Origin of the sequence: Sphingobium sp. IP1, from assembly GCF_002708645.1 — a bacterium.
Lineage (GTDB): Bacteria > Pseudomonadota > Alphaproteobacteria > Sphingomonadales > Sphingomonadaceae > Sphingobium > Sphingobium yanoikuyae.
Genome location: NZ_NOIW01000069.1, coordinates 1 through 23,718 on the forward strand (window position 1 = coordinate 1; position 23,718 = coordinate 23,718).

Sequence of the window (23,718 nt, forward strand, 5' to 3'; positions counted from 1 at the left end):
GGCAGCGCCGCCCGCCAAAAGCTGATCGAGAAGCTCATTCGGTATGGCAGGTTCTTTGCGTCGTGACATAGTGGGACTCCTTGTTGCCCATTATGCCCGGCCACACACGGAAATCCTGACAGTCCCCGCCAGTCCACCGATGAAGAAGCGCTATCCCTTTGCCAAAAGGGTTATTCGTTAGCCGAATCCTTCACCACGAAAGACAAGCTGCTTGAGGAAGTCTCGAACCATGTCCAGGCCGCGGCGCGCATGCTTCGTGAGGGTGCAGATAACGCGCTCGAGCGTCACATAGACAAAGCGCTGTCAGCAAGCTCTGAATATCGCGATCTCCGCAACCTGATGCCGTCAAACGTGCCTCAAGCCCTAAGTGCTTATCAGGCTGAGTTCTCAGAGGCCGACTTATCTGCGGCGGATAGCGCGATCAAAGCTATCGGGGTGACGATGCCAAATGGACAATTCTTGTTCCACGGTGGCTTATGGCCGCTCGGCGTACAAACTTTCACGACAACCCGCCCATTCTCCACATCCTTCTGCCCGCAAGTGGCACGCAAGAATGCAGAGTGGAAAAGCAAAGCTTATGACGCTGGCCGGATGGACCTGATGGTCGTCCACGTCATCCAGCCACAAACCAAAGCCTACGCTTACAGTAGGGATGGAGACCACGGCAACGAGAAGGAAGTCGTTTTCGCCACCGGCGCACAGCTGACCTTAACCCGCGAAACCCACATTGCTGACGTGACAGCCTATAAGGTTGGGCCTTGCTATGAAACGTTGAAACGCACTGTTCCGGCGTATCTGGTGGAAATCGACATCTCATAACATCGCAACGATCGTGTTGCTTGGTTCCGACTAGAACTCCGGCCGCATCACCACATCGCGGAAAAGGGCAGTTATCGCACTCGCACGCTCTTCACGCATACGCTGAGACTTCTCGACCGTCGGCTCCGCCTGCTGCCACTGGCTTTCGTTCCAGCGCATCGCCTCCACGAGCAGCGCCCGCTCGAGAACCTCTTGCTCAATCCCCTCGCTGATCGAGTTGCTGAGAGGAGCCCCCTCCTCCGTAAATCGCGGTTTGAACTGATACGGCCCCAGCGTGTCGCCCAGGTAGCGGACCAGCTGCGTGCCGTGACGCCACTTCCCGCCTGCATGGATGTCGAACGACACTCGGCGGTTGAAGACCCGAAAGCGCTTCTGTAACTGCTTGCTCTGCCGCGCTCCTCCTGGAGGCGCGATAAAGTCGATCGACTCCACTCGATCAAAATGCACCTGCGTATGTTGCACCAGATGGCGCATGAGGTCGTGGTCCATATTGCGGGTAGCGCGCATGAGCCCGTCTTCCGGAATTAGCGGATCGCCCACCCCCAATCCAAGGATCATCCTTGAGCCCGTATCAAGAATGAACGTCGCCGTAGCCAATTCCACCCGGCCGTTGATCTGAACCATCACATCGACTGCGGTCTGGTCCACCAGGATCTGAAGACCAGCAGCCCCAGCCGCCGGCTCTGCGACACCTTCCCGGCGGAGTACCTTTATGCGTCGCTGGATCGAGGATGCGGACGGAGGCGCCTCGCCCGCGTCCGCGCAGGATTCAAATATCCAGCGTATGATCGACGCGGGCGAAGCCGCGGGCTCATGCTGCAGTTTCCAGCGCAGCGCACGCTCGGCAACGGGTGCGAAGCCTTTCTGTGCTGGTGCCGCGACAGCCTTCACCCGGAAGCTCGGTGACAGACCTCGTGTTGGGCCCAGATCCTTCAGCTTCTTCAGCAGTCGGTAAAAATTGCGCTGCTCCATATCGAGCGCGCTGCACGCGTCGCCCACGGGCATGGGGTCATCGTCGCGAAGATAGAGGTCCATCGTCCTCAGTCTGGCGATCACCGCCTCCCGCTTAGAATCATCCAGAGACAGGAACAGGGCGTACTCTGATTCGCCAGAAAAGCCTGAAGCGGCATGCCGTTTGACCAACTCCTCGTCAGTTTCGAGGGCCGACCGGTCCGAACCAACGTCGCGCGTGCCGTTTTTCTTACTGTTCATCCATGACTTATTAGAACAGTAAGGCACGCATCGTCAAGTGAGTTGGTCACGATACTGTGCAGTTGAAACCACATTCCTGTTGCCATCACGGTCATTTTAGCGTTCCTAAATGCACAGTATCGTGACCAACATGGAGACAGTGCGATGACGACTAAACCGCGAAGTGCAGATCAAAACAACCTCGTTTCAATCGTTTATACAGAGTATCTGATCGAGATCATTCGACATTTTGAACGACAGCAGCGCGTTAAGACGTGGAGTCGTTCTCGCTCCAAATGGCCCAACAGCAACCGTCGCGGTTGGACGTTCTGGCATGACTGACGCATATGAAGAACTGGCTGAGATCGACGTTCGCGCCGCTATCAACCTCATGCTGCGCAACCCGTCATACGAACCTTCCGCTGGCCGGTTGCGCGCCGAAACCTTGCTGAGGAAGCACAACAGCCTGGTCAACACCATGGCTCGCATTGTGGTCGCCAACGACAATGGATCGCTCCGAACAGTCTCTGGCGGAACGCACCATGCGAGTGGCTGGTACCCTTCCGTGAAGGTCGGCCGCACACAGCATTATGAGAGCCTGCATCAGCTTGCACTGATCGAGCGGTGCGAGACGGACCCCAATGTCGTCCACTACCAATCAGAGGCTCGCCGCTTCGAATTCATCCTGAGGAAGAAGGAGCGGTACACAAGCGACGTCGACATATTGGACGCCGATGGCCGCCTGGCGGTTGTCGAGGTCAAAGGCGACGATGCAGACCTCCGAGATCCGGAATATCGGCTGAAGCTTGCCGGCGTCGCAGAGATTTGCCGCCGGGTAGGCCACGAATTCCGTATCACCTTCGGTTCCGAAATTTTCGAGAATAGCCGCCACCGCTTCAACGTACGCCTCGCCAGCTCGATGCGCCGCACGGCCATCTCATCGTCGCAGAAGCGGCTCGTCGAAAGCCTCCGCAGCAAAGGCGATGACATGCAGTTGGGCGAATTCGCTGAGCTGATGGCGCCCGGAAATTTTGTCCAAGGGCGGGCAATCACTTTCGCCATGCTGGTGAGGCGCATCGTGTCGATCGATCTCACGCAGCCTTTCATCGATGAGATGCCTGTCAGCTTCATCTGATCATAGATCAAATACCCCAGGAAGGATTCAACCATGACCTAGAGTGAAATCATAACTACCTGACGAACCCGCAGGCACCCATCACAACAGAAGCAATGCCATTCGCAGCGTAGAAATATCTACTGCTGATGGATTTTGCGCGCCCTCAGAATGCCCAAATCTCGGGAGAGATACGTGAATTACTTCCCCTATAAGCTCAAACGCAATCAGCTATACAGTATCGAAGGTCAACCCTGTGTTTTTACATCACACGGATATGGCACCCGCCTGAACTTCGAACATGCTGCCACAGGCAAGCCCGTCGAATATCTCGATGACGCCGGCGTCGTCCGTCCAATGGACCAGGAGCGCTTTCGAGAGCTGCTTCAGAACGGTCAATTCTTCCAGATGGCAGACCGTGGGCAGTCGCCGGCCAAGAACAAGATCGCTGAATCACATCTCACGCCCGCCGAATGTGAGGAGCTCGATCCCGAAAGCGCACTTCGGCTGGCAACGTTACGGCTGCTCGACCGGAACGGCGTAATGACCGGCGTGAAGGCAATCTCTGCAGGATTTGCCGAGCACTGGACCCCCGAGTTGCACGCCAAATATGGCGAGGCACCCAATCCGCACACCGTGAAACGCTGGATGCGGGAGCGCGGTAAAGTCGGCGACCGCGATGCTCGTGAGGCCACAAGCGCCCAGGGGCACCATTGCTATGATGAAGATGGCATCCGCATGGAAATCCGCCAGCGCCTGGCTTTGACCTACTATGTGTCGAAGAAGAGCGTCACCGATATCAATGTGCTGACCAACGCCGAGATTAGCCGCGTCAACGATGGCACTTCGCTCGAATACGAGATGCCTACAGAGCCGCTCCTCCCGGTGAGCATGAGCACCACATATCGCGATATCAAAAAGCTGGAGTGCGAACAGACGGTTGCGGCCCGCCACGGCAAGCAGGCGGCCTACTCTCGGTGGCGTGGCGCAGGGAAAGGCCATGAGGCGGAGCGTCCTCTGGAATTCGGGCTTATGGATCACACACCCATACCCGCTCTCCTCGTCATCGACGTGGAACGCGCCATCATCCTGGGCCGCCCCACTTTCTCCGCACTTGTTGATGGGTTCAGCAGGGTCGTGCTCTCGCACATGCTGTCCTTCAATGCTCCATCATACGCCACCGTGTCGGAGTTGCTTCGCCGGTCTGTTCTGCCCAAGATCGTACCGCCGATCATCAAGAACAAGCACCCTGAAGCCCAGGACGTCTGCGGCCTGTGCAGCACATATCATGTGGATGGCGGCATGGAATTCCGCAGCCACGACATGGAGAGCATGAGCAAGGCGACCGGTGCAACGGTCCGCATCAGTGGTCGTAAAAAGCCGCGCGAACGAGCCCTTGTTGAGCGCATCTTCCTCACCATCCACAATTACGTGTCATCGAAGGTGGCCGGCGCCCATCTGCCGATCGCCCTCTCCCGCGAGTATGATTACGACCCCGCCGTGGATGCCGTGTTGACGCTCGACGAGCTCGAGACGCTCATCATGTTCGCCATCGCGGTCTATCACACGACCCCGCATGGCGGCCTGAACGAGAAACAGCCTCTGCTCTGTTGGAAACAGGGCACCGCCCAGTACGGGATCGTTCTACCGCGTGACCCTCGCATCTTCGAGAAGGCCCTCCTCCCCAAGATCAATTCGCACCGGCTGACCCACGCTGGCATCGAGTGGAATGGCCTGCGCTTCGGCGATTTCAAAGCCGTGCCTGACCTGCTCGCCGATCTTGTCCCTTTGGAAGGCAAGCGTCAGCGCCTGAAGAATGCCACTGCAACGGTGTCGTTCCGCTATGACCCATACGATCTGCGCAAGATTTGGGTGATCAACCGCAAAACCAATCAGGACGTCGAGTTGTACTGCCAAACGGCCGGCTATAGCGATGAGCCGATCAGCCTGTGGATGCACGAACAGATCCGTGAGAAGGCCAAAGCGGAAGCCGCCGACTTCAACTCACGGGAATGGCGTGACGCCTGCCGCGCCGAGCTTCTCGACGCCATCGACCAGCTGACGCCCGAAGCCAAGGAGCGTGAACGCAAGCTTCTGGCCAAGCTGTACGAAAACAAGCGCATCCGCAGCATCACCGGTGAACTCGCCAGCCTGCAGCGCGAGCGCCCCGAGCCGGTCGATATCCCGATCATCTATGCAGACGTGATCGAGCACGAGATGCACGATGCCGACACCCTGTCTCGTCGCCCCGCTCCACAGAAAGCTGCCCCTACCGCATCTAAACGGCGGAGCAACCGGCAGAAGGCGAAAGCTGCCAATGCCCGAGAGGCGACGCCAGAGGACATGCCAGAGCGCGACCGGCGTGCTCCTGCGCCGCCACCCACCCCGGACGCATCGACCACCGACCCCGAACCACGCCGTGAACGCAAAAAGCGCTCGAACGACAGCAGCTATTTCTAACCCCTACCCGAAAGGCAACTCATGACTACCACCACTCCAAACCCGCCCGTTGTACGGCCGAATGAAGCCGCTGCCCGCTCTCAACGCGTGGCAGATGCCCGCAGCGCATTCCGCCAGATCAAGATTGTTCATCCTCGCCAAGAGGCCATCATTGCTGGGTTGGATGAGGTCCGGCGCTCTGGCATCGCCACCCGTGGCGAGCGGCAATATGGCATCACCCTCCTGGCTGAAAGCGGTTCCGGCAAAACGACAGCAGCCGAACATTTCCGGGACGGCATCGAACGCCTGGGCGAACTTCCCGAAGGCAGCCGGCCCGTCCTGATCGTCAAGCTCATGAGCACTGGCACCGCCAGGTCGCTATTCTCTTCCATCCTGCAGGCCCTGGACGACCCCTTTTATGACCGCGGCACCGAACCCAACCTGCACAAGCGCGCCGTGCAAGCCATCAAACGGGATAACGTGCAGTTGCTCGTCATCGATGAAATCCAACATCTGTCGCGCCGGTCATCGGCCGCAACCCATGTCACGGATAGCCTGAAGACGTTCCTTGATTCTGGCCTTGTTCCTATCGCCTTTTTCGGCACCCACGACGCGGACAAGCTGTTCCAGTCCAGCCACGAGTTGAACGGCCGGCTCTTCCCTCCCCTCACGCTTCCTCCCCTTGATTGGTGGGCGGATGACGATCGGGATCTGTTCCTGGACTTCATCGAAGACCTCGATACCGCCATGGTCGACAAGAAGATCATGAAGGTTGCCAGCGGCCTAGTCGAAGAAGACATCGCCCGCCCCCTTTGCCTCGCAAGCAGCGGGATCATCGGCCGCACGTGCCGCATCGTAGAAACGGCGGCCATAAACGTCGTGCGTGATGGTCGACATGCCATTACCCGCAACGATCTCGCCCTGGCGGTGAACAGCTGGGCAATTGCCCATAGCTTCATCGACTATAACCCGTTCGTGGAGATCGAAGCTTGAGCCAAGTGAAATACCCGCTCGCGCCGATCGCTGGCGAAAGTCTCATGGGCCTTGTCGCCCGTGTGACTGCCGAGAACGGGTATCCACGGACGGGAACGCTGTTGTCCGAGGCTGGCTGGGTTTACGACAACAAGCCGACGGCGGCCACAACCAACGCCGAACAGCTACCGGCGCTGGCTGACATTCTGGTGGTGCCGTACCTCCAATTACTGCACCATGCCCACGGTCCAGAAGAAGGCAGCGCGATCATACATTGGTTTGGTGGACGCGCGTGGCAGAGCGAACTGAGAACCACCATCCGCCGATATGCACCGGCCAGCCTTGCCCTATCGGCTCATCATCGTGCGATTTGGCAGTTAGCCTCCGTCCCATTCTGCCCGGAAACCTTTCAGGTCTTGCGCAGTGAGTGTCACGAATGCGGCGCCACCCAGCGATGGCGCTACGCCAACGGCATTGCCACCTGCGACCAAGATGTCTGCAGCGCGGATCTCCGAGAGGGACAAGCCGAGTTCATCCCTCACGAAATGCGCGGCAATTTGGGCATCTATGCTGGCCTCTTCAGCCATGATCCCGATGTACGTGCCGCTTCGCGATCACAGCTTCCTGACCCGATTTCGAGCTTGGAGCCGCACGACATTGCCGACTTGGCCGTGAAGCTCTCCCCCTGGCTAAACGTCCAACTGCGCGGAAAATGGCTGACCAATCCTGACCTTACCATGGCGGTCATCAGCGCGCTTCACGACGCTGTAACGCTGCTGCGCCAATGGCCCATCGTTCCAGCCGATCTACTTCCAACTCCAGGCGAAGGGGGCAACTGGTCGAACAAGCTGGGGCACGCCGTCAAGCAAGCCCGGATCGGCCGCTCCTCGCCCCGCGTCAAAGCCCTATTCGCGATGTTTCTACATGGCCTCCAGCAAGAGCAAGCCGATCTCAGTCAGAGCCCCGATCTGACCAACCTCCCGTCGGCCGACGAGGGGAATGAAATAATTGGACTGATCTCCGCCAAATCAGCCGTGCGTGTGCTGCGCGAGACGGATACCATCATCGCAAAGCTGCGAGCCGCCGGCGTCTTCAAGCTAACCGACGTGCGAGTTCATGGCGTGGTTAGACCGTTCCATGATCCCGAAGAAATCGAGAAACTGGCACGTACCAAGCCCGACCGTCTGCCTTTGACCGCCGTGTCGCAGTCAACTCAGTTGCCCCGCTATGCCATAGCGCAGTTGATGCAATCTGGATTGCTCGCCCCGCTGACCCACCCGTACTGGGAGGCGCGATATGGCGTCCGCAATACCACCACGCAGGCCTGGGCGGCATTCGAGGCAAAGATCCAAGCCAAAGCCGATCCCGCTATGATTGACGGCGTTCCGCTGCAAATCGCAGCACGAGCTATTGGCGGTCGCGCCAAGCCCTGGGCCGGCATCTTCGCCTGGCTTCTGGGGCCGGATGGTCGATTTGGTCTGGCCCCCGAGGCGACGGACCTGTCCCACCAGATACTAATCCCGGCCGAACTCATCGACACTTTGCGGATGTTGGAAAACCCGTTGCCCGGTGCCCATGTCGAGGATGAGCTATCAGGCGCCGATGCCAGCGAGATACTCAACCTGGCCACCAATCGGTTTCTCAAATTCGTCGCCACCGGCCGCATACGTCGCCACGGTAAAGCATATCTCGCGTTGGATGTTCTTCAGACCGCCGCAGAGATCATAGGATCGGTCGAGATCGGCTACAGGATGGGATTGCCTCCCCAGTCAGCACAAAAATGGGCGCGGAAGGTCGGTTTGCCGACGATACATGATGCTGGCTACTGCCGCATGAGCTTCGCCAAGATCATGAAACAAGGCGCTTGGTCAGCCTAGACGACGCCCGCGTCGCGTGAGCGCTCCTCGATCCGGGCCAACATAGCACGCTTGCGCGCTGTTCGACGCGATCCGCTATTGCGCATGGCATCGGTACGCTCTGGGGTATCGATGATACCCAAGGCAGCCTTGCGCTCTCGGATTCCCGTTAAAAGGTCAGAGAGGGTGATGATCATGCCGCTCCATCCCTTCCGTGGATCCAGGTTCATTTTAGAAATGTGCAGCCCGCCAGCGACATTCCTGCTTCGGTGCCAATAATATCCCATGCAAGATGAATACGCGAGCAAGCGTCGGAGCAACTCCGAACGCCGCTCGATCGCCTTCAGGACATCGCTGTTCACGCCCCGTTAGGCCGGGCTTTTTATTATGCGCGGTTCTAGCGAATAAGAAGAAATCATGAGACCGACGATCTTACTGACCGCCTTGGCCCTCTCCCTGTCCGCCTGTGGGCCGGTCCACCCCAGATGGAAGAATGAAAGCTCCCACGACATCCGTGTGACCTATTTCAAAGGCACATCGCACTATGGGGTGCTCATCAAACAGGGTCGGGAAAACGTCCCTGTTGCGCCATTCGATTTCCAATCGGTCGAACGGATCGAAATCGAAGATAGCGGCCAGACACAGCGGCTGACCAAAGCCGCCGTGTCACAGATGCACGCTGAGTGCGGCCATGGCTATTCCTGCCGCATTCGATACGGAGACGATCATCAGTTAAAGGTCGCGCCTGGCTAACAGCTTCAGCTTGCCACCCATCGCACTGACGACATCAGCCGAGAAGTTGGTCAGTCGTCGGTGCGAATCATTCGTCAGGCTCTTTGCGCGCAGCTTGGACAGGCGCTGTGGCAAGTCCGCCGCAACCTTACGCGCCTCGCCCGGGCGCAGATTGCGCCAACGACGCACTTCCTCACGAGAACGACCACAACCACGGCACCAGCCGGACGAGGCGTCAAAACCACAAAGGTCAATGCAAGGCGAGCGCACAGATCATTCCATTGAATTTGATTGCATACCCTACCCACCTACCCTATAACGCATCGTCCTACCAGCAGCAATTTGCTGCGTGACACTGAGGCTACCGAGGGAAAAATGGCCCACATCAATGAAAACCGAGACGCGTTACTCGGGCGAATCAAGCGCATCGCGGGCCAGGTTGGCGCAGTAGAACGCGCGCTTGGCGGCAACGCGAATTGCACCGAAGTCCTCCATCTGGTCGCAGCCGTTCGCGGAGCCGTGAATGGGCTTCTCGATGAGATCATCGTCGAACATCTGGAGGCCCATGTCGCGCGCGACGGTCTGTCGCCCGAAGAACGCCAGCAAGGCGCAGAGGACCTCGTCACGATCATCCGGAGGTACAGCAAGTGAGCACCAAGACCGCCGTGCTGGCCGACACCGGCCACCTGACGCACGAACATATGTTCCTGGCCGCCAGCCATGACGACAATGCCCGCCGGACACTCTGGGTCGTGGTGCTCACCGCCCTCATGATGGTGGCAGAGATTGTCGCTGGTTACACTACTGGATCGATGGCCCTACTGGCTGACGGCTTCCATATGGCCACCCATGCCGGAGCGCTTGGTGTTGCGGCCGCGGCTTATGCCTATGCGAAACGCCATGCTCATAACGGCGACTTCAGCTTCGGCACCGGGAAGATCGGCGATCTCGCTGGATTCGCATCGGCCCTCGTCCTGGGCATCATAGCCCTCGCTATCGGCGTCGAGTCCGTCATGCGGCTGTTTGAGCCTATCAACGTCGCCTTCGCGGAGGCCACATGGATCGCAATCCTCGGGCTGCTCGTGAACATAGCCTCGGCCTTTTTGCTCTCCGGCGGCCACGGTCACGACCATGGGCATCACCATGGTCACAGCCATGGTGGCGACAACAATCTGCGTTCTGCCTACATGCATGTTCTGGCTGATGCCCTGACATCGGTGCTGGCAATCGCAGCTCTGTTGGCCGGCCGCTATCTGGGCTGGGTGTGGATGGATCCAATCATGGGCATCGTCGGCGCCATCGTGATTGCGCGCTGGTCATGGTCGCTGATGCGCGACACGGCCGCCATTCTCCTGGACCGCACAGATCGCCACGTAGCCGATGAAGTCCGCGAGTTGGTCGAAACGGCAGGCGATGCCCGGATCACGGACCTGCACGTGTGGAAGGTAGGCCCTGAAGCACACTCCGCGATCGTTGGCGTCTCTGCCCAACCGGGCGTAGATGCGACGGAAATCCGCAGACGCCTTGTGCCCGTTCATGAGCTTCAGCACCTCACCGTCGAAGTCGCGACAGTGGCATAACCGACAGGAATATCGTGATTTATCCCACATTTTCTTGAATCGCGAAAATGTGGGATAAATTTCGCGGTCGCATGAACGGTTCACTCACGCTGTTCCAAATAGCTTGGTTCGGCAGGAGAGGAAGAGATAAAAACAATGTAGGAACTTTGTGCGCGCTCCACGGCGACAAAGGAAATTCATCCATTGGACGCCTCGCCACAATAGATCTGTCCATGGTTCAAAATGCTGAAACATCCCTTCGCTCTTGTGAAATCAACCGGCAAGGTCGTTCACATCGATGACGCTTCTAAAACCCAAGCGCCATTTATCTGCGCCGGCTGCCAATCCGAAATGCGCCACGTTGCAGAAACCGTCCCACATACCCGTAAGGGTAGCGACAAAATCATAACGCGGCGCGGTCACTTTGCACATGTTTCGCATGACGAATGCACATCCGGCCTCGAAACAAGCCTTCACCTCTGGTCGAAGATGGTAATCGAAGAGGCCCGAACTGTCGGGCTTCCTCCGCACCATGTCGAATATCGAGACTTAGCCCGCGATTTCGAGACCGACTGGAAATACCATGCCGTGACGCTGGAAGAATGGCAGGACGGCATCAGGCCTGACGTCGTACTCTATCATCCCGATGGTCGCCTAAATGTCGAAATCAAGGTCTACCACGCGGTCGACGAAGTCAAGGCAGAGCTTCTCCGCCAGCGCGTCCAGTCATGTATCGAGATCGACGTCGTCGAATATGATTTCGAGACAATGTCGGGGCACGACCTGCGGCAGGCGATCCTGTTCGATGCGCCCCGCATCTGGATTGCACATCAGCTGGAAAATGAACGCATCGCGCTTCTCAAATCCGAACATGATGAAATGATTAGCGCCAAAGGTCTTCAGTTACGCAACCTACTGAATGATATTCCTCATTTCATTACTAAAAAAGAGCGCAAAAAGCACGAGGCCGAAGTCCTTGAGCTTGGCACCAGACCATTCATTGGTCGAGAAATTCCAGGGACGCATTGGTTCTGCGCGCCAACAGACAATTGGCAACATATAGTCCTGCGCGATTATCTCGATTCTAAGCCGGATCTGGATGGTGATATATCGTATGATCGCCCTCCGAATGTGTATCGTAAGTTTACCCACAAAATGGGCTTTCTTTTATCAGAGAGGGTTTTTGAAACCCAAGAAACTGGCCCTGTTACTCGCTGGCCATTCGAGAATACAACCCTCACCGATCCACGTCAGATCGATCGAGATGTTCTTGACGCTGCCGGCACAAATGCGGTTGAATATGGATCGCCGGATCAAACCGTCGCAACTTACATGCGGATGCTGTGCGACGAGCCCGACAGGCAAGGGGTGCACCCAATTGCTAGGCGGATCATTGCCCATGGATCCAAGCCCAACACCTTTGTCGTCAATCCCGAACGCAAAGCCTATACGAAGCGTCGCGAAGCCCTTCAGCTAAAATTTGAGGCCGCAGGGCGGCGGCGCGGTCTCTATGACGACGATTTTCGTGAGTGGTACATCATACCTCTCTCATCTAACGGCACAACACCGCGTCATATCTGCATGGAAGGAGGAGTCCCCTATGCGCGGCTCCTCGCAGACATAGATGCTATCGAGAACATGATTTCCGGCGGATGGCCCGTCCAACGCCTACTAGGTATCGAAGAGTCGTGGCTCAGAAGGAAACGAGCTCAGCAATACAATAAGCCCGACGCGGAAGGCGGCGGCCCACAGCCCTTCCGCCAAAACACACATCGTCGTTGTGCATCTTACGCTCTGATGCGTCAGCGGGTGTCTTGTTACCAAATTCTCATTGCCATGGCATCCCGCTTGTTTGAATCAAAGGATGACAGCGCGGTTTTTGTATCTACGCCAAACCCCGAACTTGGCAATGTGAGGCCCATCGATTTCGCTACCGATATCCCATCGCTCCAGCGATGCATCGACCTGATGCCTAGAGACCCCAAGCTCACCAGCCTCAAAGGAACAACCTACAAAAGGATCTGGTAGCTGACATACGGCATCTGAAATAATTGACCTGTCACGCTGCTCTTTGATCGAACACAGAGAAAAGGCCAGGCTCCCGAGACACCTTGATCTCGTCATCCCAAGCGAACGTCTTCACCGACCGTCGCAACGCCCCATCCTTGCCAGTGATAATCACATCCTGCGCCTTGCGTAGTTCGGCCAGCGCTGCATCCACGATCTCACCGATTACCGGCGCCTCGTTGCAATGGGATGCGAACAGTTCTTTCTTGGTCAGCGGCCCCTTCCCGGCAACAGCCCGTGCGTGAAGCATCCTGGCGAGTTGGTCGACAACGGCGTTCTCCGACCTCGTTCGCGCGTTGTCGTTGAAGCCGAAGTCCAGCATATCCTTCCGCACATCCTCGCTTGGATTAAAGCCAAGCGAGTTAAAGCCCGCCCGACCGAAATGCTCGAACGTGTTTTCCATTCCCCAGTGGATCTTGCCCATTTCTTCTCGAGCCGAATGGTGCTTCGACAGGTGCAGGAGCCAGTAATCCCGATTAGATCCACCTTCGGGGTGGATGAAAAACGGCGTGTAATAATCGGCACCAGTGTTCCGCTGGATATGCTCGTAGAGCGTGTTTTGGATGAAGCGCTTCCAACCCCGCATCTGCTTCATTTGCAGCATGTCCTGGACATCACTACGACCGAGATCAACCGCCGCTAAGCCTGCGGTGTCGATCATCCTGTCGTTCAGCAGATTTACCAGATGGTCTACCATGAAGGTCAGCACCACTTCCGGGTTCTGAAGGGCTGCCATGATCTTGCGGATTGTAGCGAATGTGACTGAACTCCATCCGTATTGATCCAGGAAGAACAAGGATCGATGCGCCCGCCCTCTTGCCTGGATGCGTGCGATCACATCCCCAGCTACCTCTTCAAACTTCGACGTGAGGATATGGATGTCCCGCCCGATCCGAGAGCCGTGGCCCTCGCTTTCCAGAAGATCCCGTAGAAAATCGATATGGTTACGATTCGCATCGACGAAGACAAAGTCGACATTGATCGCAATGCCACGTGTCCGTGCCGCTGCAACCTCAGCCCGAACCCGGTCCACTGCAGCCAACATTCGAAGTGGAGACCCATCAACCTGACCGCCATCAAGCGTATAGCGACCGCCACCGCAGAACCCATCAACGATAGTGAGGTTGAGAGCACGGGTGCGATGACTCTTCGTCAATGTACGAATGTACGCCCCAACATAGGCATCGAATATCTCATGCTTTGCCGCACTGTGGCGACCGAGTTCGGGCAGACTACCGCCCACGATCCAATCGTAACCCAGATTACCTGCCATGGACTGATGCCTCGCTGGCGCCCTGCCGCCATAGACAAGTTATGAGTAATACTTACAGCAACTGTCTATCCCCTTCTCATTCATTTTGCTCATATTTTCCAGTTTTGGCACCGAAACTCGTTGCCCCACGATTCGCGATATGCCAAGATTCATGGTACGTTCTAGGGGCGCGTTACTATGGCCGACGGCAGTGCAATCGAGTGGACAGATGCGACGTGGAATCCGGTGACGGGTTGTACGAAGATTACTGCCGGCTGCGACAATTGCTATGCCGCCCGCTTCTCTGAACGGTGGCGCGGCATCCCAGGTCATCCTTTCGAACATGGCTTCGACCTCACCCTTCGGCCTGAACGGCTAGCGCAACCGCTCGCTTGGAAGCGGTCCCGGATGATCTTCGTCAATTCGATGAGCGACCTATTCCACAAGGAGGTGCCCCGCACCTTCATCGATCAGGTCTTCGATACGATGGAAAAGGCGGATTGGCACGTCTTCCAAGTGTTGACGAAACGTAGTTCGCTGATGCGCAGCTATCTCAAGCGGCGCTACCGTGATGCCACACCACCGGCTCACATTTGGCTCGGTGTGTCGGTCGAAGACAGCAAATCCAGCGCTCGTATTACGCATCTGCGAGATGCACCTGCTGGCGTCCGCTTCCTTTCCGTAGAACCGCTGATCGGTTCAGTCGGAAAAGTTGATCTCACGGGCATTCACTGGGTTATTGCGGGCGGCGAAAGTGGACCGGGCGCGCGGCCGATGGCAATCGAATGGGCGCGTGAAATTCGCGACCTATGCGCCGAACAAGGCGTCGCGTTCTTCTTCAAACAATGGGGCGGCATCCGGCCAAAGACCGGCGGCCGTGATCTCGACGGGCGCGAATGGAACGAGCTGCCGGTTCCCGTAGCCTCGCGCGCCGCTTAACAACGGGCATATCCCCACCAGACAAGATCAACGGTGCCGCTGAGGCCTAACCGAGACAAATCCGACATGGCCGATGTGAAAAGAGCTGAACATACCTTTGGTGGCGGGTGGACCGAGATCAAGCTCAATGCTGTTTCCGATTACCTCAACTTTTACACGCGAGCGCTGCAAGCGAGTCCGTCGCCGACCAATCCCTTCGAAACGTGGTACATTGATGCATTCGCCGGGACAGGTGACCGCACCATCGAAAGCAAGTCGGCCGGGCTTTTTAGCCAAGAGCCAGGAGTCATGGAACGCGTCCGCCTGGAGGGCTCTGCACGTCGTGCGATAGCCATTGATCCGCCCTTCCGGCACTTCGTATTCATCGAGAAGGATCCGCAGCGCTTCGCCGCCCTTGAGCGGGTGAAATCCGACTTCCCGAACCGCGACATCCGATGCGTCCCTGGGGATGCCAACGACGAACTGCGCAAGGTTTTCTCCAATGGCCCTTGGACGCAGCCGGGCCGGAGCGGACTTCAGCGCGCCGTCGTATTCCTCGACCCCTACGGCATGTCTGTTCGATGGGACACGCTAAGATACCTCGCCAACACTCAGCGTGCCGACGTATGGTATCTCTTTCCGCTTCACGCTGCTCTTCGGCAGTTGAGCCACGACCATGCGGCTCTCGACGCTGGAAAAAGGGCATCGCTGAATGAGGTTTTCGGCACCCCCGATTGGGAGCAGCACTTCTACAAGTACACCCCCAAGCCTTCGGACCTCTTCGACTTTGCGGCCACATCAACGCCCAACCGAAGTGCCGACCCTGACAAGGTAGAAAAATTCGCGGCCGAACGCCTACGGACCATCTTCAGTTTCGTGTCCGAGCCGATCCCGATCTTGACCCGACATAAGCTGCGCCAGTTCTCATTGTTCCTGCTCAGCGGAAACCCCAACGAACGGGCAGTGTCGCTGATCAAGAGGGGCGTCGCTGCTCAGATTAAAAAGTTTGGTGGACGAACCTTGCCTTCGTCCCGGTGACGACAAGCACCATCCCGCATCAGTCCAGCTAGCGTTTCGATGTCGTCTGCCTAAGGGCACTGAGTGAAGTCCGGCCAACTCAAGATCGAAACTTGGACAGAAATATCAAAATATGATGTTGAAATGGAATAATAATGACAAATGAGATTGCTACCTGGCGCGAGATCAGCGAAGCGTCACGCGCTCTCGCAAAGCGTTTCGATCGGGACAAATTCCTGAAAACAGTCTTCAAAGGCTGCATCAAAGTAGGGAAGAGCAAGAGCAACCCAATCCGTGGAAACTTCGTAGCAGCCGGCCTGCGCGAAGCGATCGGTCATATCATCCACAAACTGTCACCTGACGAAGATGTCCGCGCATGCGTCTGGTTCGTGCAAGCACCAGACACCGATACAGTGACGAGGAGGCAACGGGCGAATTACATCATCAAGGCCGGCCTTTCAGACCAATTCGTAAAGGACATACTGAAGTTCGAGGTGAAGCCCCATGCCGACGAATTGATTGAAATGGTGAATGCGCTAAACCGCTCTACACATGTCCGCCCAAACACCATCCTAGCCGACGGTTCAAAAATCAGGCGGATTTTCAGCGAAGTTCTCGACGGAATCAACGCCCTACTGGATGCGGCTGAAGAGAGCCGGGACTTTATCGAAGAGGCAGTCGCAGGAGCGATGCAGACCGCCGTGTTCGAGAAGATGATTGGGGAAGCAATCCAGGAGCTCGATGAGCTGTCTACCCACACCGCAATTGACCATCACTGGGTCGACGAAATCGTGGTCACCGACATGGATGCCAACACGATCTACTACGAGGTGACCGGATCCGTTGTGGTCGAACTGCAATATGGCTCAGGATCTGATGTTGCGAACGATATCGGCTCCCGCGACACTGACGAATATCCTTATGAGGCAGAAATCGAACTTCCCATCAGCGACCCGCTGACGGTGACCGCGTCAGACGTGCGAGTAAAAGTCGACACAAGCAGCTTCTACAAATGACGCTCAGCATCAAAGGGCGACTATCACCGCCATGATATCCGCGCACTCCCGACGGACATAACCAGCCAAACTCTGATTATGTCCGTCGGGAAGGCCTGCGCTTTTAGAGCCAGCGAACCCGGCCGGTCGACAGTTCGTACACGGCGCCCACGACCTTCAACTCGCCACGCTCCTGCGGTTCGATCAGCATCGGCTCTGAGAACTTCTGCAGGCGTTCGACCATACGCCGGACGTTTTCCTCGACCGCGGTATCGACCAGCTTGTCTTCGCCGACATTGCGCTGAGCTGCCAAGACGGCCGGTACGATCGGCTCGATCATACGAGCAATGCTACCCGGAAACCGTGTATCCTTCGTCACGACGTCGGCTGCAGCCGCAACGGCGCCGCACTTCTCATGCCCCAACACGACGATGAGCGGCACCTTCAGCACGGCCACCGAATATTCGATGGACCCCATGCCGGCGGTGTCCACGTTGTTACCGGCAGTCCGGACAATGAACAGTTCGCCGAGGCCGGCGCCAAACAGCTGTTCTGGGCCAACGCGAGAGTCCGAACAGCCCACCAGCGTCGCGAACGGCTGCTGACCTTCTGCGAGCGCCAGTCGCCGCTCGCGTGACAAGTCGGCCGGCACCGGCGCATCGGCCACGAATGCCTCATTGCCGTCGACCAGACGCTGCAGGGCCTCGTCCGGGGTCGGTTGCGTGCTGATTACGCTTGCTGTTGCCACTTCATACTCCTTTAAATGAATGGGCGCGCAAGGCAGATAGGAACCGCCTGTCGCCGGCGCCCAACTCGATCGTAACGATTGATTTCCGCCCCTTTACGGCCTGTTGAAGGGTGTAACGGCTACGTCCGGCCTTTGATCCCCTACTCTACCACTGCGTTCCCGCCACAGGAGGAAGTGGCCCAGGCCCCTTCCGCCCTAGGGACTCCAGAAGATCGATCTCGATCGTCCGACACATCGTCGATAGCGGCACGTCATGGACGGTGTTGGCAAACGGGTCCGTCAGATCCTGCCCGATCCGCAACGCAGCCAGGAAGATCATCCCGATCAGGGTCGATCCGATCGGTGTGTAGAGATCCAACGTCTCCACCAACGAGATCGGCAACAGCACGCAGAACAGCCGCGTGAAGAAGTTCGGCATGAACTCAAAGCCATTGGGCAGCGGCGTATTCTTGATGCGCTCCATGCCCCCTTGGGCATTGGCGATATCGATCATCACTCGTTCGAACAGGGACTGCTGGATGGTGTCGATCTTCCCGTCAGTCCGCGCTCCAGACACGATCCGAGACATGTCCTCGAGCAACGCATTGGGGCGGTTCGTACGCTCGGCAGCCACTTCGGCGGCCTCCTTGCCCGCCAGCCGCTTAATATCCTCTGTCGGATCCTGCCCCCGCAGCCGGCACCGCATCGCGTGCGCGAAAGAGATCTGCCGCAGCACAATAGCTTCCGCTTCCGGGCCAGCCGGCAATACATTGCGACACAAACGGGCCATGCTGCGCGAGGCGTTGATCAAAGCGCCCCATAAGGTGCGCGCCTCCCACCAGCGGGCGTAAGCGGCGTTCGTCCTGAAGCCGAGAAACAAAGCTATGGCCGTGCCGAACAGCGCGACTGGCAGCGCAGGCTCCTTGATTGGCATGAACCGGTGGAAGATGGTGACTGCCACATCCCAGGCAAACAGGATGGTCAGTGGCTTCCAGATTTCGAGTATGATCTGCTGCAGGCGGGGACGCGCTCCGACGATCATCGCGGTGCTCCATTATCTATGATGTGAGAGGCGTAGCGCCCAATTCTTAAAATCAGGGGGCCACCAAGGATTCAGGCTGACGAGCGCCTGTTCGGTTCAGGATGTCGAAGTTGCCCTCGGCAAAGAAGCCAACATGCACCGGCCCAGGCGATAGGTTGTTCCAAGACCATTCGTACAGGCTGCCATGCTGCGGACGTAACTCCCCCCGCTGAATGCCCGAAGCAATCGTATCGGCAAGAATGGACCCTTGGTGCCCATCTTCCAGGCGAAGGCGATAGCGGACCTTCGCGCCGCGGCTCTCGCTTACGAACCGTACGGTCCCCTCCCCGGCCACATAGGCTGCTACGCGCTGCGTTTCGCCCGGCTGGATCGTAAAATGCACACGCTTCGTGGCGGGAGGATCATTAAGTGGTGCGTGCAGTACGCCGGACATCGCCCACACTCCCACCACAGCGAGAGCGACGCATATCAGTATGCCTGTCCCGACGAAGATGGCGTCGAATCTTCCGATCCTCACGTCGCTTCTCGATGGTGGTCCGCGTCCTGCTTAGACACGGACCGGATCTCGATACGCCAGAAGCCGCAGCGCGTTGATAACCACCAACAGCGTCGATCCTTCGTGAAGGGCGACAGCCGGTCCGATACCAAGACCCAGGATGGTCGCCGGAACGAGGAAGGCGACGACACCCAGGCTGACGAACACATTCTGCCGGATAACCCAGCGCGTGCTCCGGCTGAGACCGACAGCGAACGGCAGATGCGACAGGTTGTCTGCCATCAGCGCCACGTCGGCGGTTTCCAGCGCGACATCCGAGCCGGCTGCGCCCATCGCAATCCCGACGGTCGCTGTCGCCATGGCGGGCGCATCGTTCACGCCATCACCGACCATCGCGACCTTTGTCTCGGCCCTCAGCTTCTTGATGGCCTCGACCTTGTCTTCGGGCATAAGATCGCCCCAGGCTTCATCGATCCCGACCTGCTTGCCTATGGCATCAGCCACCCGCTGGTGATCGCCCGAGATCATGATCATCCGCTTGATGCCGATCTCGCGCAGGCGTTCCAGCGCCGCGCGGGCTGCTTCGCGCGGCGTATCCAGAAGACCGATAGCCCCCATATCCCGGGAGCCGCTGCGCACGACCATGCTGGTCTGTCCTGCCTCCCGGAGCGTCTTGATCGCGGTATCCATCTCGCCGGACAGCGGGGCTATGCCGTCGCTGCCGAACATCTCGGCCTTGCCGATGAGAACTTCATCCTCACCGACAAGAGCCGAGATGCCGCGACCCGTGAGGCTCTTCAGATTTTCGGCCTCCGGAACTGGATGATCGCCAATATGCTCGCGCCCATCACGCGCAATTGCCTGGGCCAAGGGATGGTCGCTGAGGCTTTCTACAGCCACCGCCAGCGCCATCAGTTCTTCCTTGGTGACGCCAGGCGCCGGGATGATCTGCTGGATGCGTGGCTCGCCCATCGTCAGCGTGCCGGTCTTGTCGAACGCGATGGCATCGAGCGATCCCAGCAATTCGAGCGGCGCACCGCCCTTTACCAGGACGCCGCCCCGCGCGGCACGGGCGACACCCGACAGCACGGCGCTCGGCGTCGCGATGGCCAGCGCGCAGGGGCTGGCGGCCACAAGGACGGCCATCGCCCTATAGAAACTGTCGCGGAATGGCTCATCGACGACGACCCATGCGAATAGAAGCAGGAATGCCAAGACAAGAACGGCAGGCACGAAGAAGCGCTCGAAGCGATCAGTGAACCGCTGGGTCGGCGACTTCTGCGTCTCCGCCTCGCTGACCATCTTCACGACCTTGGCGAGCGTGCTCTCGTTCGATAGGCGCGTGACTTCGATCTCGATGAGGCCGCTGCCGTTGATCGTGCCGGCGAAGACCCTGCTGGCTGCAGCGACGCGATCAGGATTGGCCCGAGCAGAGTCCGCGCTTTCGACCGGCTCCTTGTCGACCGGGATGCTTTCGCCAGTGACAGGCGCTTGATTGACCGCAGAATTGCCCTTGATGACGAAGCCATCGGCGGCGATGCGCTCGTCCGGCTTGATGATGACGACATCACCAAGGACCAGTTCCTCGACCGGCACGACACTGGAGCCACCATCCATGCGCCGAACGGTGGCCGTTCGCGGCGCCAACTCGGCCAGAGCTTCGATCGCACGCTTGGCGCGGCCCATGGCGTAATGCTCGAGTGCATGCCCCAAACTGAAGAGAAACAGCAACAAGGCACCTTCGGCCCAAGCGCCTAGCGCCGCCGCACCAGCGGCTGCCACCAGCATCAGTGTATCGATCTCGAAGCGCTTCTGGCGCAGATTTTCGATAGCCTCACGCACGGTGTAGAAGCCGCCGAACACATAAGCCGCGATGAAGAGAGCGAACGGCACCCAGGCGGGGGCCGTCACGAACGTCTCGATGAGGTAGCCCACCCCCAGCGCGCCGCCGCAGGCAAGAGCGAAGATCAGCTCGGTGTTGGGCCCAAGCAGTCCGCCATGCCCATGATCGTGGTCGTGCTTCTCGACAGCCGGGTGATCGTGATCCTTGTCGTGGTCGTGCGCCACGGGCTTCTTTCCGGAAGCCGCGAGTGCCTTGGGTGTTACACCGGCATCGCGAAGCCCCGTGAGAATGCCATCCTCCGACGTGATCGTGCGATCAAACTCAACCCGCACCGTCCCGGGAAGAATGGCCTCGGCTTCGAGCACGCCTGGCAGCGCGCGAAGCGTTTCGCCAATAGACCTGGCACGCCTTTGATGGCCAATGCCGTCGACCTCCCACACCGCATGGCCGATGCGCTCTGCGATCTGCGTCCCCGCCGCCTTCGCCAGCTCCCGGATACGAGGAAGAGAGATCGCGTCCGGATCATAGTGGATGCACAGCTGCGGCAGTGTGCCGGCTGGTTCCTTCGTGACATGCACTTCAGAAACACCGGGACGGCTTTCGATCAAGGATATCAGGCGCGAAACGCAGCCATCAGCCGTGTCGGTGACTTCGGGGAGCAGCAGGGGGACATCAAGGCGGAGTTTTTGAATCATGACCATCATCCTGGTTGGGACACGCTATCTTCGGTAAAAACAGTTGCCATCAGGGTGGATGCAGGCGTCCCTGCTTGCTGATCGTCCGGGTTCTCCTGCAGATCAGCGGTTTTTGATCGGCGCGTACTAGCTTCAACGTGTCGACGCCGGTCAGGCTGACATTGAGCTTATCGCCGACATAGGTCAGGCCCGTGTCGGGCGCAGTCAGACGGATCGGCTTCTGGTTCGGCAGGATCGCCAGATCGAGGGTCAGCCCATCGACCAGGAAATCGCCGTCCAGCTGCGTTCCATCCTCACATGCGTAGAGATGCTCCCCAACGAGCGTGGGAATGGAATTGCGATCATGACGGCTTTCATCGCCGCCACCATTCTGCTGACATCCCATCAGGCTGAGCATCAGGCCTCCTACGGTCAGGGAGAGACGGCTCAAACGATATTGTTTCAGGCGCATGTTGTTTCCCGGATCAGGAGGAAGAAACTGTCGTCATGGGCGGCGAGGGATGCCGCCCATGACGCGGGCCGTTCTCGCACACAGGGGGTAGGTGCGGCGGCCAAGCTGGTTGTCAGTCGAAGAGATCGCGCAGGAAGCCCTTGCGACGACCATGGTGGCCGCCCCGAGATCCGTGGCTGTCGCCACGATCGCTTCCATGCTTTGAGCCGAACACACCAAGCGTGCCTTCACGCCGTTCGGTCGGCTGAGTTTCGCTGATGCTGCGTTCGATGATCTTGTCGAGTTCACCGCGGTCGAGCCAGACGCCACGACATTGAGGGCAATAGTCGATCTCGATGCCCTGCCGCTCGCTCATGAGCAGGTCGACCTTGCAGACCGGACAGGGAAGTCCTTGCGGAGAAGTACGAGTTGTCATTTCAGGCCTCCTTGATTTCTGGGCGGCCCTTGGCCTCCCGAATTTCGCTACGAGCATCCTTCAGGATCTCGACCCCGCCCTTGATGGCGATCAGCGCAGTGGCGACGCCGACGAGAAGATCCGGCCAGTTTGTGCCGAGCCACCAAACCAGCACGCCGGCGATCAAAATGCCGCCATTCGAAATGAAGTCGTTGAAGCTAAAGGTTGTAGCTGCGCGCATGTTGACGTCGGGCTGCTCAAGCCGTTGCAGCAGCCTTAGGCAGATGAAGTTTACGATGGCTGCCACAGCCGACATCGCCATCATGGCCGTGCCAATGGGCTCGCTGCCGTAGACATATCGACGACCGACGTCGATGAGGATGCCGACTGCGAAGACCAGCAGCATGGAGCCTGAGAACATTGCCGCTCGGCTCTTCCACGTGACGCCTCGGCTCAGGGCTACAAGGCTCAGCGCATAAACGAGCGCATCCGACAGATTGTCGACGCCATTGGCGATGAGAGCGCTGGAATCTCCAGTAAAGCCAACGATGAAGAAGGCTGCAGATATGAGGACGTTGAGGATCAGCACGATCCAGAGCGTGTTACGCTCCAAGCGCTGATTGACGCCGCTCGTTGCTTCATCCATCGCTCTTCCCCCTGCCCTTGATCACGCTGAGCGAGCGCCGCTTGTGGCGATTGGCTGGAGAGACTGCGCGGATCGTGCGCTTCACCGCCGCCATGAAACTCGCATCCTGCGTTCTCATTTGACGGCGAAGGCCTGTGGCTAGCGGGCGTGCCAACAATCCAAGGATGCCCTTGCATTCGAAGCTGTGCCGGACATGCAGACCGGTTTCATCCTCATAAATTTCATACCCCTCTTCGATGCTGAAAAGCGGCAATGTGGCTGCTCTCCAGCGGATGATATCGGGCTTATCATTGGCTACAATTCTGGCTTCCAGCGATGCCTGCTTGCCCATCAGCGTCCAGGTCATGTCGATCTTGTTCCCAAGCTCGACGACCCCCGCACCAAAACAATAGTGCGGATGCCACGCCTCATAGCGATTGAGGTCGGCCAACAGTGTCCACGCCCGCAAACGCGAGATCTGAGGACTGAATATGGTTTCCTCTCTCATCGGTCT

Annotated in this window: 24 protein-coding genes; 12 read left to right on the top strand and 12 right to left on the bottom strand. The window is 58.3% G+C overall.

Annotated features, from left to right (window positions below; genetic code table 11):
* The first annotated feature begins 249 nt into the window (after positions 1 to 249).
* Positions 250 to 819: a hypothetical protein gene (locus CG471_RS20250; RefSeq protein ID WP_218964272.1), complete on the top strand. Its 570-nt coding sequence runs from the start codon at positions 250 to 252 to the stop codon at positions 817 to 819.
* Between the two features lie 30 nt (positions 820 to 849).
* On the opposite strand, the gene CG471_RS20255 is transcribed toward CG471_RS20250, so the two are convergent.
* Positions 850 to 2,031, bottom strand: coding sequence for a hypothetical protein (locus CG471_RS20255; RefSeq protein WP_099233370.1), 1,182 nt, complete (start codon positions 2,029 to 2,031; stop codon positions 850 to 852).
* Between the two features lie 313 nt (positions 2,032 to 2,344).
* On the opposite strand from CG471_RS20255, the gene CG471_RS20260 reads away from it, so the two are divergent.
* The 4 genes from CG471_RS20260 (at position 2,345) to CG471_RS20275 (ending at position 8,412) form a co-directional block, all read left to right on the top strand.
* A complete protein-coding gene (locus CG471_RS20260) occupies positions 2,345 to 3,145 on the top strand; it encodes a hypothetical protein (protein WP_010338245.1) in 801 nt (266 codons plus the stop codon).
* 174 nt (positions 3,146 to 3,319) lie between these two features.
* Entirely contained in the window at positions 3,320 to 5,584 is a 2,265-nt protein-coding gene (locus tag CG471_RS20265) for a Mu transposase C-terminal domain-containing protein (protein ID WP_010338244.1), read from the top strand.
* Between the two features lie 21 nt (positions 5,585 to 5,605).
* Positions 5,606 to 6,556 carry an ATP-binding protein gene (locus CG471_RS20270; RefSeq protein ID WP_029547813.1) on the top strand — a complete coding sequence of 317 codons (951 nt, stop codon included), beginning with the start codon at positions 5,606 to 5,608 and terminating at the stop codon, positions 6,554 to 6,556.
* Positions 6,557 to 6,561: 5 nt separating this feature from the next.
* On the top strand, positions 6,562 to 8,412 hold the full coding sequence (locus CG471_RS20275) for a TniQ family protein (RefSeq protein ID WP_249258716.1): 1,851 nt from the start codon (positions 6,562 to 6,564) through the stop codon (positions 8,410 to 8,412).
* Here CG471_RS20275 and CG471_RS20280 read toward each other — a convergent pair.
* A complete protein-coding gene (locus tag CG471_RS20280) occupies positions 8,409 to 8,588 on the bottom strand; it encodes a hypothetical protein (protein WP_037525480.1) in 180 nt (59 codons plus the stop codon). The two genes, CG471_RS20275 and CG471_RS20280, sit on opposite strands and share 4 nt — an antisense overlap.
* A 220-nt stretch (positions 8,589 to 8,808) precedes the next feature.
* Between CG471_RS20280 and CG471_RS20285 the strand changes: the two genes are divergently transcribed.
* The gene (locus CG471_RS20285) at positions 8,809 to 9,144 is read left to right on the top strand and encodes a hypothetical protein (RefSeq protein ID WP_029547811.1); all 336 of its coding nucleotides are present in this window, start codon (positions 8,809 to 8,811) and stop codon (positions 9,142 to 9,144) included.
* Here CG471_RS20285 and CG471_RS20290 read toward each other — a convergent pair.
* Positions 9,124 to 9,393: a DUF1289 domain-containing protein gene (locus CG471_RS20290; RefSeq protein ID WP_080572840.1), complete on the bottom strand. Its 270-nt coding sequence runs from the start codon at positions 9,391 to 9,393 to the stop codon at positions 9,124 to 9,126. The two genes, CG471_RS20285 and CG471_RS20290, sit on opposite strands and share 21 nt — an antisense overlap.
* 105 nt (positions 9,394 to 9,498) lie before the next feature.
* On the opposite strand from CG471_RS20290, the gene CG471_RS20295 reads away from it, so the two are divergent.
* From CG471_RS20295 to CG471_RS20305, 3 genes are all read left to right on the top strand, one after another.
* Complete coding sequence (locus CG471_RS20295; RefSeq protein ID WP_004210808.1) at positions 9,499 to 9,774, top strand: metal/formaldehyde-sensitive transcriptional repressor; 276 nt, start codon at positions 9,499 to 9,501, stop codon at positions 9,772 to 9,774.
* Between the two features lie 50 nt (positions 9,775 to 9,824).
* Positions 9,825 to 10,703 (top strand): CDF family Co(II)/Ni(II) efflux transporter DmeF, encoded by an 879-nt coding sequence (gene dmeF / locus CG471_RS20300; protein WP_051125431.1) that lies wholly within the window; start codon positions 9,825 to 9,827, stop codon positions 10,701 to 10,703.
* Between the two features lie 222 nt (positions 10,704 to 10,925).
* Positions 10,926 to 12,710, top strand: a complete 1,785-nt coding sequence (locus tag CG471_RS20305) for an MbcA/ParS/Xre antitoxin family protein (protein WP_120249344.1) — start codon at positions 10,926 to 10,928, stop codon at positions 12,708 to 12,710.
* 31 nt (positions 12,711 to 12,741) lie between these two features.
* Here the strand turns inward: CG471_RS20305 and CG471_RS20310 are convergent, their stop codons facing one another.
* The gene (locus CG471_RS20310; RefSeq protein ID WP_010338237.1) at positions 12,742 to 14,022 is read right to left on the bottom strand and encodes a three-Cys-motif partner protein TcmP; all 1,281 of its coding nucleotides are present in this window, start codon (positions 14,020 to 14,022) and stop codon (positions 12,742 to 12,744) included.
* 177 nt (positions 14,023 to 14,199) lie between these two features.
* On the opposite strand from CG471_RS20310, the gene CG471_RS20315 reads away from it, so the two are divergent.
* The 3 genes from CG471_RS20315 (at position 14,200) to CG471_RS20325 (ending at position 16,952) form a co-directional block, all read left to right on the top strand.
* Positions 14,200 to 14,940 carry a DUF5131 family protein gene (locus CG471_RS20315; protein ID WP_017503063.1) on the top strand — a complete coding sequence of 247 codons (741 nt, stop codon included), beginning with the start codon at positions 14,200 to 14,202 and terminating at the stop codon, positions 14,938 to 14,940.
* 66 nt (positions 14,941 to 15,006) lie between these two features.
* The gene (tcmP, locus tag CG471_RS20320) at positions 15,007 to 15,957 is read left to right on the top strand and encodes a three-Cys-motif partner protein TcmP (protein WP_010338235.1); all 951 of its coding nucleotides are present in this window, start codon (positions 15,007 to 15,009) and stop codon (positions 15,955 to 15,957) included.
* Between the two features lie 134 nt (positions 15,958 to 16,091).
* Entirely contained in the window at positions 16,092 to 16,952 is an 861-nt protein-coding gene (locus CG471_RS20325) for a hypothetical protein (protein ID WP_010338234.1), read from the top strand.
* A 103-nt stretch (positions 16,953 to 17,055) separates the two neighbouring features.
* On the opposite strand, the gene CG471_RS20330 is transcribed toward CG471_RS20325, so the two are convergent.
* The 8 genes from CG471_RS20330 to CG471_RS20365 all read right to left on the bottom strand — a co-directional run bounded on the left by CG471_RS20330 (position 17,056) and on the right by CG471_RS20365 (position 23,712).
* Entirely contained in the window at positions 17,056 to 17,679 is a 624-nt protein-coding gene (locus CG471_RS20330) for a carbonic anhydrase (RefSeq protein WP_004210803.1), read from the bottom strand.
* A gap of 145 nt (positions 17,680 to 17,824) precedes the next feature.
* Positions 17,825 to 18,700, bottom strand: coding sequence for a bestrophin family protein (locus CG471_RS20335; protein ID WP_010338233.1), 876 nt, complete (start codon positions 18,698 to 18,700; stop codon positions 17,825 to 17,827).
* Positions 18,701 to 18,752: 52 nt separating this feature from the next.
* A complete protein-coding gene (locus tag CG471_RS20340) occupies positions 18,753 to 19,133 on the bottom strand; it encodes a hypothetical protein (RefSeq protein ID WP_232015805.1) in 381 nt (126 codons plus the stop codon).
* 114 nt (positions 19,134 to 19,247) lie between these two features.
* The gene (locus tag CG471_RS20345; protein WP_026109590.1) at positions 19,248 to 21,734 is read right to left on the bottom strand and encodes a heavy metal translocating P-type ATPase; all 2,487 of its coding nucleotides are present in this window, start codon (positions 21,732 to 21,734) and stop codon (positions 19,248 to 19,250) included.
* Between the two features lie 49 nt (positions 21,735 to 21,783).
* Positions 21,784 to 22,185: a hypothetical protein gene (locus tag CG471_RS20350; RefSeq protein WP_232015803.1), complete on the bottom strand. Its 402-nt coding sequence runs from the start codon at positions 22,183 to 22,185 to the stop codon at positions 21,784 to 21,786.
* Between the two features lie 112 nt (positions 22,186 to 22,297).
* Complete coding sequence (locus CG471_RS20355) at positions 22,298 to 22,540, bottom strand: zf-TFIIB domain-containing protein (protein WP_010338229.1); 243 nt, start codon at positions 22,538 to 22,540, stop codon at positions 22,298 to 22,300.
* Between the two features lie 61 nt (positions 22,541 to 22,601).
* On the bottom strand, positions 22,602 to 23,225 hold the full coding sequence (locus CG471_RS20360; protein ID WP_010338228.1) for a cation transporter: 624 nt from the start codon (positions 23,223 to 23,225) through the stop codon (positions 22,602 to 22,604).
* A complete protein-coding gene (locus CG471_RS20365; RefSeq protein ID WP_010338227.1) occupies positions 23,218 to 23,712 on the bottom strand; it encodes an SRPBCC family protein in 495 nt (164 codons plus the stop codon). Before CG471_RS20365 ends, CG471_RS20360 begins: the two co-directional genes overlap by 8 nt.
* Positions 23,713 to 23,718 lie beyond the last annotated feature (6 nt).

What these genes read in the sequence shown, in the direction of transcription:
- CG471_RS20250 (WP_218964272.1), top strand. Translation starts at nt 250, where the DNA reads ATGCTTCGTGAGGGTGCAGATAACGCGCTCGAGCGTCACATAGACAAA.
- CG471_RS20255 (WP_099233370.1), bottom strand. Translation starts at nt 2,031, where the DNA reads ATGAACAGTAAGAAAAACGGCACGCGCGACGTTGGTTCGGACCGGTCG.
- CG471_RS20260 (WP_010338245.1), top strand. Translation starts at nt 2,345, where the DNA reads ATGACTGACGCATATGAAGAACTGGCTGAGATCGACGTTCGCGCCGCT.
- CG471_RS20270 (WP_029547813.1), top strand. Translation starts at nt 5,606, where the DNA reads ATGACTACCACCACTCCAAACCCGCCCGTTGTACGGCCGAATGAAGCC.
- CG471_RS20280 (WP_037525480.1), bottom strand. Translation starts at nt 8,588, where the DNA reads ATGATCATCACCCTCTCTGACCTTTTAACGGGAATCCGAGAGCGCAAG.
- CG471_RS20285 (WP_029547811.1), top strand. Translation starts at nt 8,809, where the DNA reads ATGAGACCGACGATCTTACTGACCGCCTTGGCCCTCTCCCTGTCCGCC.
- CG471_RS20295 (WP_004210808.1), top strand. Translation starts at nt 9,499, where the DNA reads ATGGCCCACATCAATGAAAACCGAGACGCGTTACTCGGGCGAATCAAG.
- dmeF (WP_051125431.1), top strand. Translation starts at nt 9,825, where the DNA reads ATGTTCCTGGCCGCCAGCCATGACGACAATGCCCGCCGGACACTCTGG.
- CG471_RS20305 (WP_120249344.1), top strand. Translation starts at nt 10,926, where the DNA reads ATGCTGAAACATCCCTTCGCTCTTGTGAAATCAACCGGCAAGGTCGTT.
- CG471_RS20310 (WP_010338237.1), bottom strand. Translation starts at nt 14,022, where the DNA reads ATGGCAGGTAATCTGGGTTACGATTGGATCGTGGGCGGTAGTCTGCCC.
- CG471_RS20315 (WP_017503063.1), top strand. Translation starts at nt 14,200, where the DNA reads ATGGCCGACGGCAGTGCAATCGAGTGGACAGATGCGACGTGGAATCCG.
- tcmP (WP_010338235.1), top strand. Translation starts at nt 15,007, where the DNA reads ATGGCCGATGTGAAAAGAGCTGAACATACCTTTGGTGGCGGGTGGACC.
- CG471_RS20325 (WP_010338234.1), top strand. Translation starts at nt 16,092, where the DNA reads ATGACAAATGAGATTGCTACCTGGCGCGAGATCAGCGAAGCGTCACGC.
- CG471_RS20335 (WP_010338233.1), bottom strand. Translation starts at nt 18,700, where the DNA reads ATGATCGTCGGAGCGCGTCCCCGCCTGCAGCAGATCATACTCGAAATC.
- CG471_RS20340 (WP_232015805.1), bottom strand. Translation starts at nt 19,133, where the DNA reads ATGTCCGGCGTACTGCACGCACCACTTAATGATCCTCCCGCCACGAAG.
- CG471_RS20345 (WP_026109590.1), bottom strand. Translation starts at nt 21,734, where the DNA reads ATGATTCAAAAACTCCGCCTTGATGTCCCCCTGCTGCTCCCCGAAGTC.
- CG471_RS20350 (WP_232015803.1), bottom strand. Translation starts at nt 22,185, where the DNA reads ATGCGCCTGAAACAATATCGTTTGAGCCGTCTCTCCCTGACCGTAGGA.
- CG471_RS20355 (WP_010338229.1), bottom strand. Translation starts at nt 22,540, where the DNA reads ATGAGCGAGCGGCAGGGCATCGAGATCGACTATTGCCCTCAATGTCGT.
- CG471_RS20360 (WP_010338228.1), bottom strand. Translation starts at nt 23,225, where the DNA reads ATGGATGAAGCAACGAGCGGCGTCAATCAGCGCTTGGAGCGTAACACG.
- CG471_RS20365 (WP_010338227.1), bottom strand. Translation starts at nt 23,712, where the DNA reads ATGAGAGAGGAAACCATATTCAGTCCTCAGATCTCGCGTTTGCGGGCG.